A 16,854-nucleotide genomic window follows, 5' to 3' on the forward strand; every position below is an offset into this window, starting at 1 on the left:
AACACCTCATTGTGACGGAGCCTTTCCCCAACTCCGCACTGCACCATCCGGTCTTATCCGCTTTGTCTGTGGCTGAATTATGGCGGGTCTCTGGCGAAAAATCAGAAGTTAACCGATTAAATTCAACAATATAAAAGTCTGTTCCCAATTGTTTTGACTTTGGCGACAAACCTTGGGTTAGGGTCCGGCCCGCAACTGACAGGGGAGCGTGTGGGTAGACAAACTGTCCACATCGGTTAACCATGAGGCAGGATACCGGCGCGGCGCGCCATTTGGGCTAGTCTATCGCTCCGGATCGCAAAAGGGAGAGGACGAATGAACGCCAACAAGGAACCCAGCTTTCGCGAGAGTGTGGATCTGATGTTCAACCGCGCGGTGGCGCTGATGGACCTGCCGCCGGGCCTTGAGGAAAAGATCCGCGTCTGCAATGCGACCTATACGGTGCGGTTCGGCGTTCGCCTGCGCGGGCAGATCCACACCTTTACCGGCTATCGTAGCGTTCATTCCGAGCATATGGAGCCGGTCAAGGGCGGTATCCGCTATGCCATGGGCGTCAATCAGGACGAGGTCGAAGCGCTCGCGGCGCTGATGACCTACAAATGCGCACTTGTGGAAGCGCCGTTTGGCGGCTCGAAGGGTGGGCTGCGGCTTGACCCGCGCCAATGGGAGGAACACGAGCTTGAGATGATCACCCGGCGCTTTGCCTATGAGCTGATCAAGCGCGACCTGATCAATCCCGCGCAGAACGTGCCCGCCCCGGATATGGGCACCGGCGAGCGCGAGATGGCGTGGATCGCCGATCAATACAAACGCATGAATACCACGGATATCAATTACCGCGCCTGCGTGACCGGCAAGCCGATCAATGCGGGCGGCATTCAGGGGCGGGTCGAGGCGACGGGGCGGGGCGTGCAATATGCGTTGCAAGAGTTCTTTCGTCATCCCGAGGATATTGCGGCGGCGCATCTCTCGGGCACGCTCGAGGGCAAGCGGGTCATCGTGCAGGGCCTCGGCAACGTGGGCTATCACGCGGCCAAGTTCCTGAGCGAAGAGGACGGATGCCGGATCACCGCGATCATCGAGCGTGACGGTGCCTTGGTGGATGACAAGGGATTGAATGTCGAAGCTGTGCGCAACTGGATTGCGCGCCACGGCGGTGTCGAGGGCTATCCCGAGGGCAAATACGTCGAGGATGGGACCAAGGTGCTCGAACAGGAGTGTGACATTCTCATTCCTGCCGCGATGGAGGGGGTGATCAACCTCGGCAATGCCGCGCAGATCAAGGCGCCGCTTATCATCGAGGCGGCGAACGGGCCAGTGACGGCAGGGGCCGATGACATCCTGCGCCAGAAGGGGACGGTGATCATCCCCGACATGTATGCGAATGCCGGCGGCGTCACGGTCTCGTATTTCGAATGGGTCAAGAACCTCAGCCATATCCGCTTTGGTCGGATCGGGCGGCGACAGGAAGAGGCTCGGCATCAGCTTTTGGTCACGGAATTGCAGCGCTTGAACCGTGGGCTCGGGGATGCGTGGGAGTTGTCGCCGGATTTCAAGCAGAAATACCTCAAGGGCGCGGGCGAGTTGGAATTGGTGCGCTCGGGTCTCGATGATACGATGCGCACCGCTTATCAATCGATGCGCGAAGTTTGGCACAGCCGCAAGGACGTGACAGACCTGCGCACGGCGGCCTATCTGGTGTCCATCGCCAAGGTCGCGGCGAGTTACCGGGCGATGGGGCTCTGACGGGTCCACGTCGCGCATGGGCCTGAAAATGGCGGGAAAGATGGCAGAGCTTCGGCTCTGCCATTGCTATTGATGGGCGAAGTTGGTTCAGTCGCGCCTGATTGGCGCACAAGTTGATGGCAGGGGAGTGGCATGCGGTTTTCCGGCCTGCGGGTTCTGAAAGAGGGGCTGACCGGCAACAAGGGCTGGCAGGCACATTGGCGCGATGCAATACCCAAGCCCGAGTATGATGTGATCATCATCGGTGGTGGCGGTCATGGGCTCTCGACCGCCTATTACCTGGCCAAGCGCCACGGGATCACCAATGTCGCGGTGCTGGAAAAGGGCTATCTGGGCGGCGGCAACGTGGGGCGCAACACCACCATCGTGCGCGCCAATTATTTCCTGCCGGGCAATTCCGAGTTCTACAGCCATTCCTTGAAACTCTGGGAAGGGCTGGAGGAGGACCTTAATTACAACGTCATGCATTCTCAGCGCGGGCAGATCGTGCTGTTTCATTCTGATGGGCAGCGCGATGCCATCGCCCGACGCGGCAATGCGATGATCAACCGCGGCGACGATGCGGAACTTCTGAGTGTGGCGCAGCTCAAACGCATGGTGCCTTATCTTGATTACGACCAGCCGCGGTTTCCCATTCACGGTGGCCTTTTACAGCGGCGCGCAGGCACGGCGCGGCATGATGCTGTGGCCTGGGGCTATGCACGCGGGGCAAGCAACCGGGGCGTGGACCTGATCCAGAATTGCGAAGTGACGGGGATCGACATCCAGAATGGTCGCGTGCGCGGCGTGCAAACCACGCGCGGTGCCATTCGCGCCAGAAAGCTGGCGATTGTGGTGGCGGGGCGTTCCAGCCAGGTGGCGGCGATGGCCGGGATGCGCCTGCCGATCGAAAGCCACGTTTTGCAGGCCTTTGTCACCGAGGGGCTGAAACCCTGCATCGACCATGTGATCAGCTTTGGCATGGGGCATTTCTATATCAGCCAATCCGACAAGGGTGGGCTGGTCTTTGGTGGCGATCTGGACATGTATGCCTCATATGCCGCGCGCGGCAACCTGCCGATTGTAGAGCATGTGATGGAGGCGGGCATGACGCTGATGCCGATGATCGGCAATGCCCGCGTGTTGCGCAGTTGGGGCGGGATCATGGATATGTCGCCCGATGGCAGCCCGATCATCGACCATTCGGGCATCGAGGGGCTCTATCTCAATTGCGGCTGGTGCTATGGCGGGTTCAAGGCCGTGCCGGGGTCGGGCGATGCGCTCGCGCATCTCATCGCCACCGACCGGCCGCATCCGGCGGCGACGCGATTCCGGCTGGACCGGTTCCGCACGGGCTGGGGGTTGATGGACGAAGAAGGCACGGGCGCGCAACACAATCTGCATTGAGATGCGCGCGGAGGGCAGGATTTGAGTATTTCTGGAACGATGAAGGCGCGGATAAGATGAGGCTGGGCTGTCCGATCTGCGGCGAGCGGGATCGTCGCGAGTTCTACTATCAGGGGGCGGCACTCCCGCGGCCCGAGGGCGAAGTCTGGGCGCCGGAGTGGGATGATTACATCCACAATCGCGACAACCTGCCGGGTGCGACCCGTGATTTGTGGCAGCACGAGCAGGGTTGCGGGGCTTGGCTCATCGTGACGCGCAATACGGTCACGCATGAGGTTCTGGGTGTGGCCCTGGCCACGGAGGCGGGCGCATGAGGCTCGAAGGCAAAGGGCTGATCGACCGGGCGCGTCCGGTGAGCTTTCACTTTGACGGCCGTCGATATGAGGGGTTCGCAGGCGATACGCTGGCCTCGGCGCTCTTGGCCAACGGCGTGCGGATGGTGGCGCGGTCCTTCAAGTATCACCGCCCGCGTGGTGTGATGACCGCAGGCAGTGAGGAGCCGAATGCGCTGGTGACTGTGGGGCGAGGTGCCGCGCAAGAGCCGAACCTGAGGGCGACGACCGTCGAAGTGCACGAGGGGCTATGGGCGCAAAGCCAGAACCGCTGGCCGACGCTGGGGCTGGATCTGCTGGCGGTCAATGATGTCTTCGCGCCGTTTCTGGGGGCTGGATTTTATTACAAGACCTTCATGTGGCCGCGCGCCTTTTGGGAGCGGGTATATGAGCCGCTCATTCGCCGTGCTGCCGGTCTGGGGGCGCTGTCGGGGGACGCGTGCGAGGACAGCTACGAGCGGGCCCATGCCCATTGCGATGTGCTGGTCATCGGGGCCGGTCCTGCGGGGCTGATGGCGGCGCGGGCGGCGGCAGAGGCGGGCGCGGATGTGATCCTCGCCGAAGAGGACACGCGACTTGGCGGGCGCCTCCTGGCCGAGACCGAAGAGGTCGATGGGCTGGCTGGTGTCGATTGGGTGGATGAGATCGCGGCGGAACTGGCCGCGATGCCGAATGTCCGGATCATGACCCGCACGGCTGTGACCGGGGTTTATGATGGCGGCACCTATGGCGCGCTGGAAAGGCTTGCACCGGATATTGCCGCGCGCGGTCACGCGCCCAAGGGCTGTTTCTGGCGGATCGTGGCGCGGCGTACGGTACTGGCGGCGGGGGCGCTGGAGCGGGCCATCGCCTTTCCTAACAATGACCGGCCGGGGGTAATGATGGCGGGGGCGGTGCGCGCCTATGTCAACCGCTGGGGTGCGGCACCAGGACAGAGCACGGTGGTTTTCGGCAATAACGACAGCGCTCATCGCACCGTGGCCGATCTGCAAGCGGCGGGGGTGCATGTGGCGGCGCTGGTGGATGCGCGTCCCTATGCGCGCTGTGACCTCGATGTGCCGTTCTATCCCGGTGCGCAGGTCTGTGGCACAGGTGGGCGTCGCGGGCTGGAGGCGGTAACGCTTGCCACGACCAAGGGTGAGGACCGGATCGCCGCCGATTGCCTTGCGGTTTCGGGCGGGTGGAATCCGACGGTGCATCTGGCCTGCCATATGGGCGCGCGGCCCACGTGGGACGCGGCGCGGCAGGCGTTCTTACCGCCCGCAGATGCCGTGCCGGGCATGCGCGTGGCAGGGGCCGCGGCGGGGGCGTTTTCCACCCTTGCCTGTCTGGAGAGCGGTCTGAACGAGGGTGCTGCGGCGGCGGTGGACCTGGGGTTTCGTGCGCCGGATATGGCGGCCCCGAGCGCCGGGAAGGCCACCTATGACATATTTCCGCTCTGGCAGGTGCCGGGGCGGGGCCGGGCGTGGCTCGATTTTCAGAACGATGTCACGGTCAAGGATGTGGTGCAGGCCGCGACCGAAAATTTCCGGTCGGTCGAGCATATGAAACGCTACACGACGCAGGGCATGGCCCCGGATCAGGGCAAGAATTCCAACGTCGCCGCGCTGGCGGTATTGGCCGAGGCGAGCGGGCAGGGCATTGCCGAGACCGGCACGACCACCTTCCGCCCGCCCTATGTGCCGGTGCCGATTGCGGCTATGGGGGCAGGGGGCAAGGGCAAAGGCTTTGCCCCCGAGCGGCGGACCACCTCGCATGCCGAGAGCATCGCACGCGGTGCGCCCATGATTGAGGCTGGGCTTTGGTATCGGCCCAGCTATTTCCCGCAAAAGGCTGAGACCCATTGGCGACAATCCTGTGACCGCGAAGTTGCGATGGTGCGCGGATCGGTTGGCATCTGCGATGTGTCCACCCTTGGCAAGATCGACGTGCAAGGCCCGGATGCCGCGCGGTTTCTGGATTTCGTCTACACCAACATGTTTTCCACGCTGAAGGTGGGCCGTGTGCGCTATGGCCTCATGCTGCGCGAGGATGGGCATGTCATGGATGACGGCACCTGCGCGCGTCTGGGGGAGAGTCATTTCATATTGACCACCACCACGGCGGCGGCGGGGCAGGTGATGCGGCATCTGGAATTCGTAGCGCAGGTTTTGCGCCCGGAATGGGATGTGCGGATCGTGTCCGTCACCGAGCAATGGGCGCAATTCGCAGTGGCAGGGCCTCAGGCACGGATGTTGCTGAACGGGATGCTCGACGCACCGATTGACGATGCCGGGTTCCCCTACATGGCTTGCGGCGCGGTTGGTCTGGGCGGGGTGGCGGCGCGGCTCTTTCGCATCTCCTTTTCGGGTGAGCATGCCTATGAAATCGCCGTGCCTGCGCGCTACGGGGCGGCGCTGTTTGGCGCGTTGGTCAAGCGCGCCGAGGACATGGGCGGCGGCGCCTATGGGCTTGAGGCGCTCAATGTGCTGCGGATCGAGAAAGGGTTTATCACCCATGCTGAAATCCATGGCCGCGTGACCGCCTATGACATCGGGATGCAGGGTATGATGAGCGCCAAGAAGGATTTCGTCGGCAAGGCGGCAGCGACGCGCCCCGGTCTGATGGACCCGGAGCGCGAGCGCATGGTGGGACTGAAGCCGGTGGGCGCGGTCAAGGAGCTACTGGCGGGGGCGCATATCTTTGATGAACACGCCGAAGCGGTCAGCGACAACGACCAGGGCTACGTCACAAGCGCCTGCTATTCGCCGACGCTTGGGCATGTGATCGGCATCGGCTTCCTCAGGCGCGGGCCGGAGCGGATGGGCGAACGGGTGCGCGTGGTGGATCACCTGCGCAAGTCCGAAACGGTGTGCGAAGTCACCCCTCTGGTGGCGTTTGATCCCGAAGGAGGGCGGTTGCGTGGCTGACTTCAAGGTTCAAACCGCCTGTGCGGGGCTATTGCCGGTAACAGTGGGCGATCTGCGTCTGACCGAGGTGGTGCCGGGGCGGGTGACCTCGCTTGCGCCCTATCTGGGCTCTGCCGGGGCCTTGTCAGCCGCGATGCAGGCGGCGCATGGCGTGGCATGGCCGGAAGCGGGGCGCATGACGGGGCAGGCGGCGGCGCGCGCGCTTTGGTTCGGGCGCGAGATGGCGCTCTTGATTGGTCCTGATCCTGATGAAAGCCTGTCGGCTCATGCGGCGCTGACAGACCAGTCGGACGCCTGGGCGGTCGTGCAATTGGAGGGCCGGCAAGCGGTCGAGGTTCTGGCGCGGCTCTGTCCTCTCGATCTGCGCGACACGGTCTTTGCGCCAGGCCATACCGCACGCACGGATGTGGCGCATATGGCCGGGTCCGTGAGCCGTGTGGGGCCGCAGACATGGCAGATCATGGTGTTCCGGTCGATGGCGGCTACGCTGGTCCATGAGGCGGAGATTGCGATGGCACGGGTTGCGGCGCGACAAAATTCACCGACGTAGGGCGCTGACAGAGACGGAAATCTGGCCTATGAGAGCCGGGTGTGAACGAAAGGATCGCCCATGCGCCCGATGCTGACCGCTGCCCTCTGCCTCTTGCCCGTGATGGCCGTTGCCGAGAACCCGATGTGTGCGCCCACGGGCGAGATCGTGGCATTGGCCGTGGAGGCGCGCAAATCGGGCGAAGAGGCCCCCGCCGCGATCACCGCGATCACCGCCGAGATGACAGGCGACATGTCGACCTATGCGCCCGCGGTGCAGCCCCTGGTGGATTGGGTCTATTCGCTGGACGAGGCGCAATTGGCCGAGGACGTGGCAGGCAGCTATGTCACGCAATGCGAGGCGCAGTAGCCCTCTGGACTCTGAGCCGCGCGCGCCCAATATAGGGGCATGAGCCTGCCCCCCGGATTTCTTGACGAGTTGCAAAACCGCCTGTCGCTCTCCCATGTGGTCGGGCGCAAGGTGTCGTGGGACAATCGCAAGTCCAATCCCGTTAAAGGTGACATGTGGGCGCCTTGCCCATTCCACCAGGAAAAAACCGCGTCTTTTCATGTGGATGACCGAAAAGGGTTCTACTACTGTTTTGGCTGTCACGCCAAGGGCGATGCGATTTCCTTTGTCCGTGAGACCGAGAATGTCGATTTCATGGAGGCGGTGAAAATTCTCGCCGCCGAGGCGGGCATGCCGATGCCGGAGCGCGATCCGCAGGCACAGGCCAAGGCCGATCGGCGCGGGCAATTGATCGAGGTGATGGAACAGGCGGTCAAGTATTTCGGCCTGCAACTGCGCAGCGGGGCCGGGGCTGCGGCGCGCGACTATCTCAAGGGGCGCAAGCTGAGCGAGGCGACGCAGGCCCAGTTCGATCTGGGATTTGCCCCCGATGGCTGGCAGGGCCTGTGGGATCATCTGACGGCCAAGGGCGTGCCGCCCGAGATGATCATGGCCTGTGGTTTGGCCAAGGACAGTCAAAAGGGCGGCAAACCCTATGACACATTCCGCAATCGGATCATGTTTCCCATTCGCGATGCGCGCGGGCGCTGCATTGCCTTTGGCGGGCGGGCAATGGACCCGAGTGACCCGGCCAAGTATCTGAATTCGCCGGAAACCGAGCTTTTTGACAAATCCCACACGCTCTACAATCACGGGCCTGCGCGCGAGGCGGCGGGCAAGGGCCAGCCGTTGATCGTGGCCGAGGGCTATATGGATGTGATCGCACTGGTCGCGGCGGGGTTTGGGGCGGCGGTGGCACCCTTGGGTACCGCTGTGACCGAGCATCAGTTGCAACTCATGTGGCGGATCGCACCCGAGCCGGTGATTGCACTGGATGGCGACACAGCCGGTCTGCGCGCGGCCTATCGCGTGATTGATCTGGCGCTGCCGCTCTTGGAGGCAGGCAAATCGCTGCGTTTTGCGCTGATGCCCGAGGGCAAGGACCCGGACGATCTCTTGCGCTCCGAGGGGGCGGGTGCGGTGCAGGCGCGGATTGATGGGGCTCTGCCTATGGTGCAGCTTTTGTGGCAGCGCGAGACGGAGGGTCGCGATTTCGACAGCCCGGAGCGCAAGGCGGCGCTCGACATGGTGTTGCGCGAAAAGATCATGCTGATTCGCGATCCCTCAATTCGCAGTCACTACGGGCAGGCGATCAAGGATCTGCGGTGGCAACTCTTCAATGCGCGTCGCAGCACGGGGTTCACGCCGCGCGCCCGCGGCGGCAAATGGCCGCTGCCGGAACCGGCGCGGGCTGCGACGAAATCCTCGCTTCTGGTCGCGGCGGGAGGGGAGAGCGCGGTTTACCTGCGTGAAGCGGTTGTGTTGGCGACGCTGATCTCGTGCCCCTCCCTGGTGGCGCGGTTCGAAGCGGAGGTGGACAGGCTCGAGTGTCGTGATCCGGATATGGCACGGTTGCGCGGGTTGATCCTGCGCCATGCGAGTGGTGGGGCAGAGGATCTGCGCGCCCGTATCGAAGCCGAGATGGGCCCCGGCCCCCTTGAAAAGCTGATGACTCTGCCCCATGTCGCCCTAATCCCGCCGGTGCGACACCCCGGAGATGAGGAGCTTGCCATTTTGACCCTGACCGAAGAATTGGCCAAGCTGACCTCTCAGCGTGGTTGGGTTGCCGAAGTCACGGAAGCGACCGAGGATATCGAAGGTCTGGCCGACGAGACGCTCACGTGGCGATTGGGGCAGGCCGCCGAGGCGCGCAACCGCGCAGTCCGCAGCCAGCAAGAGGACCGGGCCGAATACGACCTGGGCGAAAATGGCGCGCGGATCAAACGTGATGAGAAACAACAGTTCGACGCCTTGCTCGACAAGATAACCTTTTCTAAACCGGGACGATGATTGTTTTCGTAAGGAAGCGCCGAATAAATCAGGGTAGACGGGTGTGCGAATCAACAGAACGCGCTATTGATTCGGGTCAACCGAATCACCCGCCCCGCCCATAGCCGAGGAGTCATTCATGGCCGCCAAAGATACCGACGACGATAAGCCAGAGGAAGTCGAAGCCGAAGTTTCGCTCGACATGAGCCAGGCGGCGGTCAAGCGGATGATCGCGGAGGCGCGCGAAAAGGGCTTTATCACCTATGACCAGCTGAACGAGGTTCTGCCCCCGGATCAGGTGTCGTCGGAACAGATCGAAGACGTGATGTCGATGCTCTCGGAGATGGGGATCAACATCATCGAGGCCGAGGACGCCGAAGAGGAAGAGGGGCGTTCGACCGCCGTGGCCGAGATCGGGCGACGGGGCGAGATCACGCTTGGCTCGGGCAAGGAAGAAAAACTCGATCGCACGGATGATCCGGTGCGGATGTACCTGCGCGAGATGGGGTCGGTCGAACTTCTGAGCCGCGAGGGCGAGATTGCCATTGCCAAGCGGATCGAGGCCGGGCGCAACACGATGATCGCGGGCCTCTGCGAGAGCCCGCTGACCTTTCAGGCGATCACCATCTGGCGCGACGAACTCTTGGGTGAAGACATCCTGCTGCGCGATGTGATCGACCTTGAGGCCACGTTTGGCACCCAGTTGGGCGATGAGGATGCCGAGCCGGTGGTGGGGGCCGCAAATGTGCCCAACGCGCCCGGCGGTATGGGCCGCGACGACAGCGAGCCTGATCTGGATGCCGATGGCAATCCGATCCATTCCGACGACGACGACGAGGATGACGACCAGGCCAATATGAGCCTTGCGGCGATGGAGGCCGCCCTCAAGCCGCGCGTTCTGGATACTCTGGACCGTATCGCGGTGGATTACGCCAAGCTCAGCGAGATGCAGGACAGCCGGATCTCGGCCACGCTGAATGAGGATGGATCGTTCAGCAGCGAGCAGGAGCAGACCTATCAGACCCTGCGCAGCGAGATTGTGGAGCTGGTCAACGAACTGCACCTGCACAACAACCGTATCGAGGCGCTGATTGATCAGCTCTACGGTATCAACCGCCGGATCATGCAGATTGACAGCGCCATGGTCAAACTGGCCGATCAGGCACGCATCAACCGCTCTGAATTCATTGAGGAATATCGCGGTCGCGAGCTTGATCCCAACTGGCTGGAGGACATGGCGCGCAAGGCCGGCCGTGGCTGGCAGATGTTCATCGAGCGCAGCCCCGAGAAAGTGGCCGAGTTGCGCGCCGACATGGCGCAGGTGGGTCAGTATGTGGGCCTCGACATTTCCGAATTCCGCCGCATCGTGCAGCAGGTTCAGAAGGGCGAGAAAGAGGCGCGGCAGGCCAAGAAGGAAATGGTCGAAGCCAACCTGCGTCTGGTGATCTCGATTGCCAAGAAATACACCAACCGTGGCCTGCAATTCCTTGATCTTATTCAGGAAGGCAACATCGGCCTGATGAAGGCCGTGGACAAGTTCGAGTATCGCCGGGGCTATAAGTTCAGCACCTACGCGACCTGGTGGATTCGTCAGGCGATCACGCGCAGCATCGCGGATCAGGCGCGCACGATCCGGATTCCGGTGCATATGATCGAGACGATCAACAAGCTGGTGCGCACCGGTCGTCAGATGCTGCATGAGATTGGCCGCGAGCCGACGCCCGAGGAACTGGCCGAAAAGCTGCAGATGCCGCTGGAAAAGGTCCGCAAGGTGATGAAGATCGCCAAGGAGCCGATTTCGCTGGAAACCCCGATTGGCGACGAGGAAGACAGCCAGCTTGGCGACTTCATCGAGGATAAAAACGTTATCCTTCCGTTGGATAGCGCCATTCAGGACAATCTCAAGGAAACCACGACGCGGGTTCTGTCATCCCTCACGCCGCGCGAAGAGCGGGTTTTGCGGATGCGGTTTGGCATCGGCATGAACACCGATCACACGCTGGAAGAAGTGGGGCAGCAGTTCTCTGTGACCCGCGAGCGGATCCGCCAGATCGAGGCCAAGGCGCTGCGCAAGCTCAAGCATCCCAGCCGGAGCCGGAAGCTGCGGAGCTTTCTGGATCAGTAGGGTGGATGAAAATCCACACTTGAAAACAGGGGGTTATGGGGTGCGCACTGAATGCGCACCCTACGGTGCATAATCTGGAGGCCAAATGTCGATCCTGTCGCGATTGTTTGGGGGCAAGCCCAAGGCCGAGCCCGAGGTGCAGGCGGAAATATACAAGGATTTCCGTATCTTCCCCGCGCCGCAAGCGGCAGAAGGTGGATACAGGGTCGTGGCGCGCATCGAGAAGGACGTCGCGGGCGAGGTGAAGGTGCATCAGCTTTTGCGGGCCGATACCATTGCCAGTCTGGACGAGGCGAGGGCGTTTTGCGTGCGAAAAGCCAAGCAGGTCATTGACGAGCAGGGCGAGGCGATCTTTCGCAAATAAGGCGTGCGAGGCACCGGGTCAGGCCCCGGGGCGGGCATTTGGAGAATGCAAGCTCTGTAAGGTTTGTCAGGGGATTATGTAAGGTCGTGGTCCGGGGGCGGCCTCGGTTGCGGGAGCGTGCGGACGGTTGCGGGAGGCTTCGCACCGATGGCGCGCGGGGCGTTAACAGGCGAGGCGCGGGCGACAAGCGTGCCGCCGGGCCTTTGCGCAAACCGTAACCAGAGCGCGCTGTGGTGGGCGGATCGCCCCCTAACCGCTTGCCCCTCAACTCACGCTGTCTTACAGAGGCTGTAACAAAGCAGAGGGAGGCACCCATGCGTCGTGTCGTGGTCACAGGTCTGGGGATCGTCTCCAGCATTGGCAACAACGCCCAAGAGGTTCTGGCATCACTCCGAGAGGGGCGCTCGGGCATCACCGCAAACGAGGCGATGGCCGAGCATGGCTTTCGCAGTCGGGTGGCCGGGGCGATCAATCTGGATGTGACCGAGCATGTGGACAAGCGTGCGCTGCGGTTCATGGGGGGCGGGGCGGCCTATGCCCATATCGCCATGGGGCAGGCCATTGCCGATGCGGGGCTTGAGGAAAGCGACGTGATCAACCCGCGCACCGGGGTTGTCGCGGGATCGGGCGGGCCGTCGACCAGTGCGATGCTGGCGGCGCATCAGGTGGCGCTGGAAACCGGATCGACCAAGCGGATTGGGCCATTTGCCGTGCCCAAGACCATGTGTTCGACGATCTCGGCCAATCTGGCCACATCCTACAAGATCAAGGGGCTGAACTATTCGATCACCTCGGCCTGTTCCACCAGCCTGCATTGCATCGGCCATGCCGCAGAGCAGATCATGTTCGGCAAGCAGGACGTGATGTTCGCGGGCGGCGGCGAAGAGATGGACTGGTCACTGTCGTGTCTTTTCGACGCGATGGGGGCGATGTCGTCGAAATACAACGACACGCCCACGACTGCGAGCCGCGCCTTTGACGTGGGGCGCGACGGGTTCGTGATCTCGGCAGGGGGCGGTATCGTCGTGCTGGAGGAACTGGAGCGGGCGAAGGCGCGCGGGGCCAAGATCTATGCCGAAGTGACGGGCTATGGCGCCACCTCGGACGGGTCCGATATGGTGGCCCCATCGGGCGAGGGCGGCGAACGGGCGATGCGGTTGGCGGTGGCGACGCTGCCCGAAGGCCGCCGCGTGAGCTATATCAACGCGCATGGCACCTCGACGCCGGTGGGCGATGTGGGTGAGGTCGAGGCGGTGCGCCGGGTCTTTGGCCAGGGCAGCACGCCGCCGATCAGTTCCACCAAGTCGATGACGGGCCATTCCCAAGGGGCCACGGGCGCGCAGGAGGCGATCTATTGCCTCTTGATGCTGGAGCATGATTTCATTGCCCCGTCGATCAATGTCGAAACGCTCGATCCCGCGCTTGATCCGTCAGAGATTGCGACGGTGCGGGTAGACAATGCCGGGCTGGATACGGTGATGACCAACTCCTTTGGGTTTGGTGGCACCAATGGCTCGATGTTGCTGAGCAAATATCACGGGTGAGATGAGATGACGATTGCGATGCAGGGCAAGCGCGGCCTGATCATGGGGGTGGCCAATGACCGCTCCATCGCCTGGGGTATTGCACGGGCGATGCATGAGGCGGGGGCGGAGATGGCCTTTTCCTATCAGGGCGAGAATTTTGCCAAGCGGGTTGAACCGCTGGCCGCGAGCGTTGGCTCTGACCTCTTGCTCGATGTGGATGTGACCGACGATGCCTCGCTCGATGCCGCGTTCGCGGCGCTGGCGGAGCGCTGGCCGACGATTGATTTCGTGGTGCATGCGGTGGCCTATTCCGACAAGTCGGAATTGACGGGGCGGTTCCTGAACACGAGCCGGGCCAATTTCAAGCATTCGCTGGAAATCTCGGCCTATTCGTTCATCGAGGTGGCGCGACGGGCCTATCCGATGATGAAGGACAATGGCGGCTGTCTGCTGACGCTGACCTATCAGGGGTCGAACAAGGTCGTTCCGAATTACAACGTTATGGGCGTGGCCAAGGCGGCGCTGGAATCGGCGACGCGCTATCTGGCGAACGATCTGGGGCCGGATGGGATCCGCGTCAATGCGATCAGCCCCGGGCCGATGAAAACGCTGGCCGGGGCCGCGATTGGCGGCGCGCGCAAGACGTTCCGCCATACCGAGATGAATGCACCGATGCGGGCGAATGCCACGTTGGAGGCGATTGGCGGCACGGCGGTCTATCTCGCGTCGGACGCGGGCGCCTGCACCAGCGGTGAGATCATCCATGTCGATGGCGGCTATCACGTTCTGGGTATGCCACAGGCCGAGAACCTCTGAGGTCGGACAGGGTCTGGCCTCGTTATTGCCAAAGTCTTGCCGTGTTGCTGCATCAGGCTGCACGCATGGAGCAATTTCGCCAGATTGGCCAACCCGCTGAGATCAGATCGCTTGCCCGTGCCCGCCGCGCGCGGCGCTGGGCGTGGATGACGAGTGCCTCCCTTGGTCTCTGTGTGCTGCTGGCCATCTGGCAGGAGCGGGCGCTGGCACCGGGGGTGCATGACGCGTTGCAGGGCGCGGTTGCGCGGGCGCAAACCATGATTGACGGCAATGAGACCGCGCGCGCCTTCCTGGCGCGGTTCGATGGTGGCGTTACGGTGGCCAAGGATTCCGGGCTGGATCCGCTGACGGCGCTGTTGCTGCGCGTGACGGATTAATCCGTATTCAGAACCACTGTCCCGGTTCCATCAGACCCAGATCGAGCAATTGCCGCGAATGCCATTCGAACGGGATCGAATTGTGCCATTTGAAGCTGTGGATGTCGAAGGTCGAGCCGGGATTGCGTTTGAGCGCCTTGGCGGTGCGAAAGGACACGATGGCACTGGTCAGGTTGTGATGCCAGGGGCAGGCGTAGGTATTGTATTCCTCGTCGGAAAAGGTGTGGTCTTCGCGCAGTTTCAGCTCTGGTTTGGCACGGAAGAGCGCGATGCGGTCGATCTTGCGGCGTTTGGCGGGGATATGTTCCTCGTAGCGCCAGCGTAGGCCGCCGTAGAAATCAAGCTGCCGCTCTCGGGGGTGGTTGTGGTTCTCGGGGTCGGGGCGCGCGAGGGCGTAATAGCCGGATTTGTCCATATGCGCCGTCTCAAGGCAGACGGCATCGGGGTAGGTATCGAGATCGCCAGCGTAGAGATCAATCACATAGGTCAGCATCGCGTCGCGGCGTTCTTCGGTGTGAAAGGCCAGCATTTCGCCCACGGTGCGGGTCTCGCAGAAGGGATAGAACAGGTATTCGGCGTTGTAGCAGTAATACATCCAGAGGCCGGGGGCGGCGGCGATGACGGCGTTGACCGCCTCGGTCAGGCTGTCGCCAGAGGACAGGTCGTGGCGAATGCGGTAAAGGCCAGCGGTGTCGGCCACGTCGCGGGCCAGGGCAAAGTTGTCGGGCGCAAAGAGCAGCACCGCGGCAAAGCCCGTGTCGAGATGGTGGCGCAGGGTAGAGTTGAGTTCGGTTTCATCCTCTGCAAAGACCATGGCGATGGGGCCTTTGGCGAGGGCCTTGCCGGGGTTGGCGAGAAAGCTCTTGAGGTCGGGGGCGGTCATGCGCGGCTCTACCCTTGGTTTTGGATCGCAGAATCCGACAAACGCGGGGGCATTGCAAGTGCCCTGTCCCCTGATGTAGTCAGTCAGCCTGAACCCAAGGGCGGAGGCCGGGCGCATGGCGGATGTGAAAAAGCTCTTTATCAAGACCTATGGCTGTCAGATGAATGTCTATGACAGCGAGCGCATGGCCGAGGCCATGGGCGGGTCAGGATATGTCGAGACCCAAGATCCGGCCGAGGCCGACATGATTCTGCTCAACACCTGTCATATCCGCGAAAAGGCCGCGGAAAAGGTCTATTCCGAACTGGGGCGGATGAAGCAGTTCAAGCTGGACAAGCCCGATCTGAAGATCGGGGTGACAGGGTGCGTGGCACAGGCCGAGGGCGAAGAGATCATGCGCCGCCAGCCGCTGGTCGATCTGGTGGTGGGACCGCAGAGTTATCACCGCCTGCCCGAGATGGAGGCGCGGGTGCGTGCGGGGGAAAAGGCGCTCGATACCGATTTCCCGATTGACGACAAGTTCGACACGTTGCGGCACCGCCCCAAGGCGACACGCGGGCCAACCGCGTTCCTGACCGTGCAGGAGGGCTGTGACAAGTTCTGCGCCTTTTGCGTGGTGCCCTACACGCGGGGGGCAGAGGTCAGCCGTCCGGCAAGCCGTGTGCTGGAAGAAGCGCGGGATCTGGTCGAGCGCGGCGTGCGCGAGATCACGCTTCTGGGGCAGAACGTGAATGCCTATCATGGTGCCGGCGAGGGTGGTGATTGGGGGCTGGCGCGGCTGGTCTGGGCCTTGAGCGAGATTGACGGGTTGGAGCGTATCCGGTTCACCACGTCCCATCCCAATGACATGGACGATGACCTGATTGCCGCGCATGGGGACTGTGCCAAACTCATGCCCTATCTGCATCTGCCGGTGCAATCGGGGTCTGACCGTATCCTCAAGCGGATGAACCGCAGCCATACCGCCGAAAGCTATCTGCGTTTGATCGAGCGCATCCGCGCGGCGCGGCCGGATATCCTGTTGTCCGGGGATTTCATCGTCGGGTTTCCCGAGGAAACCGACGCGGATTTTCAGGCGACGCTCGATCTGATCGAGGCGGTCAATTACGGATCTGCCTTTTCGTTCAAATATTCCACCCGTCCCGGCACCCCTGCCGCCGAGCGGCCGCAGGTGCCCGAAGAGGTCAAGACCGAGCGGCTCTATCGGTTGCAAGAGCTGATCACCCGTCAGCAGCGCGCGGCGCAGGATGCGATGGTCGGGCGCCGGGTCGGGGTGCTGTTCGAAAAGGCCGGGCGGATGCCGGGGCAAATGGTGGGCAAGTCCGATCACCTGCACGCGGTGCATGTCACGGGCGATGTGGCGATTGGCGATTTGCGGCAGGTCGAGATCATCGAGAGCGGGCCGAATTCACTGGCCGGTCGATTGATTTCTTCCTGAAACTGCGGCGATTTCCATGCGCTGTAGATGAATTGTGGCCAGAGCATGGCATTGTTTCCCCAAAGGGCACAATATCTGGTGAAATT

14 protein-coding genes are annotated in these 16,854 nt (G+C 62.5%); 13 read left to right on the forward strand and 1 reads right to left on the reverse strand.

Annotation, left to right across the window (positions count from 1 at the left end; genetic code table 11):
• The first annotated feature begins 315 nt into the window (after nucleotides 1–315).
• The 12 genes from MVC20_RS13610 to MVC20_RS13665 all read left to right on the forward strand — a co-directional run bounded on the left by MVC20_RS13610 (nucleotide 316) and on the right by MVC20_RS13665 (nucleotide 14,447).
• Entirely contained in the window at nucleotides 316–1,746 is a 1,431-nt protein-coding gene (locus tag MVC20_RS13610) for a Glu/Leu/Phe/Val dehydrogenase (RefSeq protein WP_297542252.1), read from the forward strand.
• A gap of 132 nt (nucleotides 1,747–1,878) precedes the next feature.
• Nucleotides 1,879–3,132 carry a sarcosine oxidase subunit beta family protein gene (locus MVC20_RS13615; protein ID WP_297542254.1) on the forward strand — a complete coding sequence of 418 codons (1,254 nt, stop codon included), beginning with the start codon at nucleotides 1,879–1,881 and terminating at the stop codon, nucleotides 3,130–3,132.
• 56 nt (nucleotides 3,133–3,188) lie between these two features.
• Complete coding sequence (locus MVC20_RS13620) at nucleotides 3,189–3,446, forward strand: sarcosine oxidase subunit delta (protein ID WP_297542267.1); 258 nt, start codon at nucleotides 3,189–3,191, stop codon at nucleotides 3,444–3,446.
• Nucleotides 3,443–6,373 (forward strand): sarcosine oxidase subunit alpha family protein, encoded by a 2,931-nt coding sequence (locus MVC20_RS13625; RefSeq protein ID WP_297542269.1) that lies wholly within the window; start codon nucleotides 3,443–3,445, stop codon nucleotides 6,371–6,373. Before MVC20_RS13620 ends, MVC20_RS13625 begins: the two co-directional genes overlap by 4 nt.
• Entirely contained in the window at nucleotides 6,366–6,923 is a 558-nt protein-coding gene (locus MVC20_RS13630; RefSeq protein WP_297542271.1) for a sarcosine oxidase subunit gamma, read from the forward strand. The genes MVC20_RS13625 and MVC20_RS13630 overlap by 8 nt, the downstream gene beginning before the upstream one ends.
• A gap of 60 nt (nucleotides 6,924–6,983) precedes the next feature.
• The gene (locus MVC20_RS13635; RefSeq protein ID WP_297542273.1) at nucleotides 6,984–7,271 is read left to right on the forward strand and encodes a DNA primase; all 288 of its coding nucleotides are present in this window, start codon (nucleotides 6,984–6,986) and stop codon (nucleotides 7,269–7,271) included.
• Between the two features lie 39 nt (nucleotides 7,272–7,310).
• Nucleotides 7,311–9,260, forward strand: coding sequence for a DNA primase (gene dnaG / locus MVC20_RS13640; protein WP_297542275.1), 1,950 nt, complete (start codon nucleotides 7,311–7,313; stop codon nucleotides 9,258–9,260).
• Between the two features lie 118 nt (nucleotides 9,261–9,378).
• The gene (gene rpoD / locus MVC20_RS13645; RefSeq protein WP_297542277.1) at nucleotides 9,379–11,364 is read left to right on the forward strand and encodes an RNA polymerase sigma factor RpoD; all 1,986 of its coding nucleotides are present in this window, start codon (nucleotides 9,379–9,381) and stop codon (nucleotides 11,362–11,364) included.
• A gap of 85 nt (nucleotides 11,365–11,449) precedes the next feature.
• A complete protein-coding gene (locus MVC20_RS13650; protein WP_297542279.1) occupies nucleotides 11,450–11,728 on the forward strand; it encodes an HlyU family transcriptional regulator in 279 nt (92 codons plus the stop codon).
• 314 nt (nucleotides 11,729–12,042) lie between these two features.
• The gene (gene fabB / locus MVC20_RS13655) at nucleotides 12,043–13,272 is read left to right on the forward strand and encodes a beta-ketoacyl-ACP synthase I (protein ID WP_297542281.1); all 1,230 of its coding nucleotides are present in this window, start codon (nucleotides 12,043–12,045) and stop codon (nucleotides 13,270–13,272) included.
• 6 nt (nucleotides 13,273–13,278) lie between these two features.
• Nucleotides 13,279–14,070 (forward strand): enoyl-ACP reductase, encoded by a 792-nt coding sequence (locus MVC20_RS13660; RefSeq protein WP_297542283.1) that lies wholly within the window; start codon nucleotides 13,279–13,281, stop codon nucleotides 14,068–14,070.
• A gap of 146 nt (nucleotides 14,071–14,216) precedes the next feature.
• A complete protein-coding gene (locus MVC20_RS13665; protein ID WP_297542285.1) occupies nucleotides 14,217–14,447 on the forward strand; it encodes a hypothetical protein in 231 nt (76 codons plus the stop codon).
• 7 nt (nucleotides 14,448–14,454) lie between these two features.
• Here the strand turns inward: MVC20_RS13665 and MVC20_RS13670 are convergent, their stop codons facing one another.
• Nucleotides 14,455–15,330 (reverse strand): glycosyltransferase family 2 protein, encoded by an 876-nt coding sequence (locus MVC20_RS13670; RefSeq protein ID WP_297542287.1) that lies wholly within the window; start codon nucleotides 15,328–15,330, stop codon nucleotides 14,455–14,457.
• A gap of 115 nt (nucleotides 15,331–15,445) precedes the next feature.
• Here MVC20_RS13670 and miaB point away from each other — a divergent pair, with 115 nt between their 5' ends.
• Nucleotides 15,446–16,768 (forward strand): tRNA (N6-isopentenyl adenosine(37)-C2)-methylthiotransferase MiaB, encoded by a 1,323-nt coding sequence (gene miaB / locus MVC20_RS13675; RefSeq protein WP_297542289.1) that lies wholly within the window; start codon nucleotides 15,446–15,448, stop codon nucleotides 16,766–16,768.
• The last annotated feature ends 86 nt before the right edge of the window (nucleotides 16,769–16,854 follow it).

Source organism: Roseovarius sp. (genome assembly GCF_027019125.1).
In the GTDB taxonomy this organism is placed as follows: domain Bacteria; phylum Pseudomonadota; class Alphaproteobacteria; order Rhodobacterales; family Rhodobacteraceae; genus Roseovarius.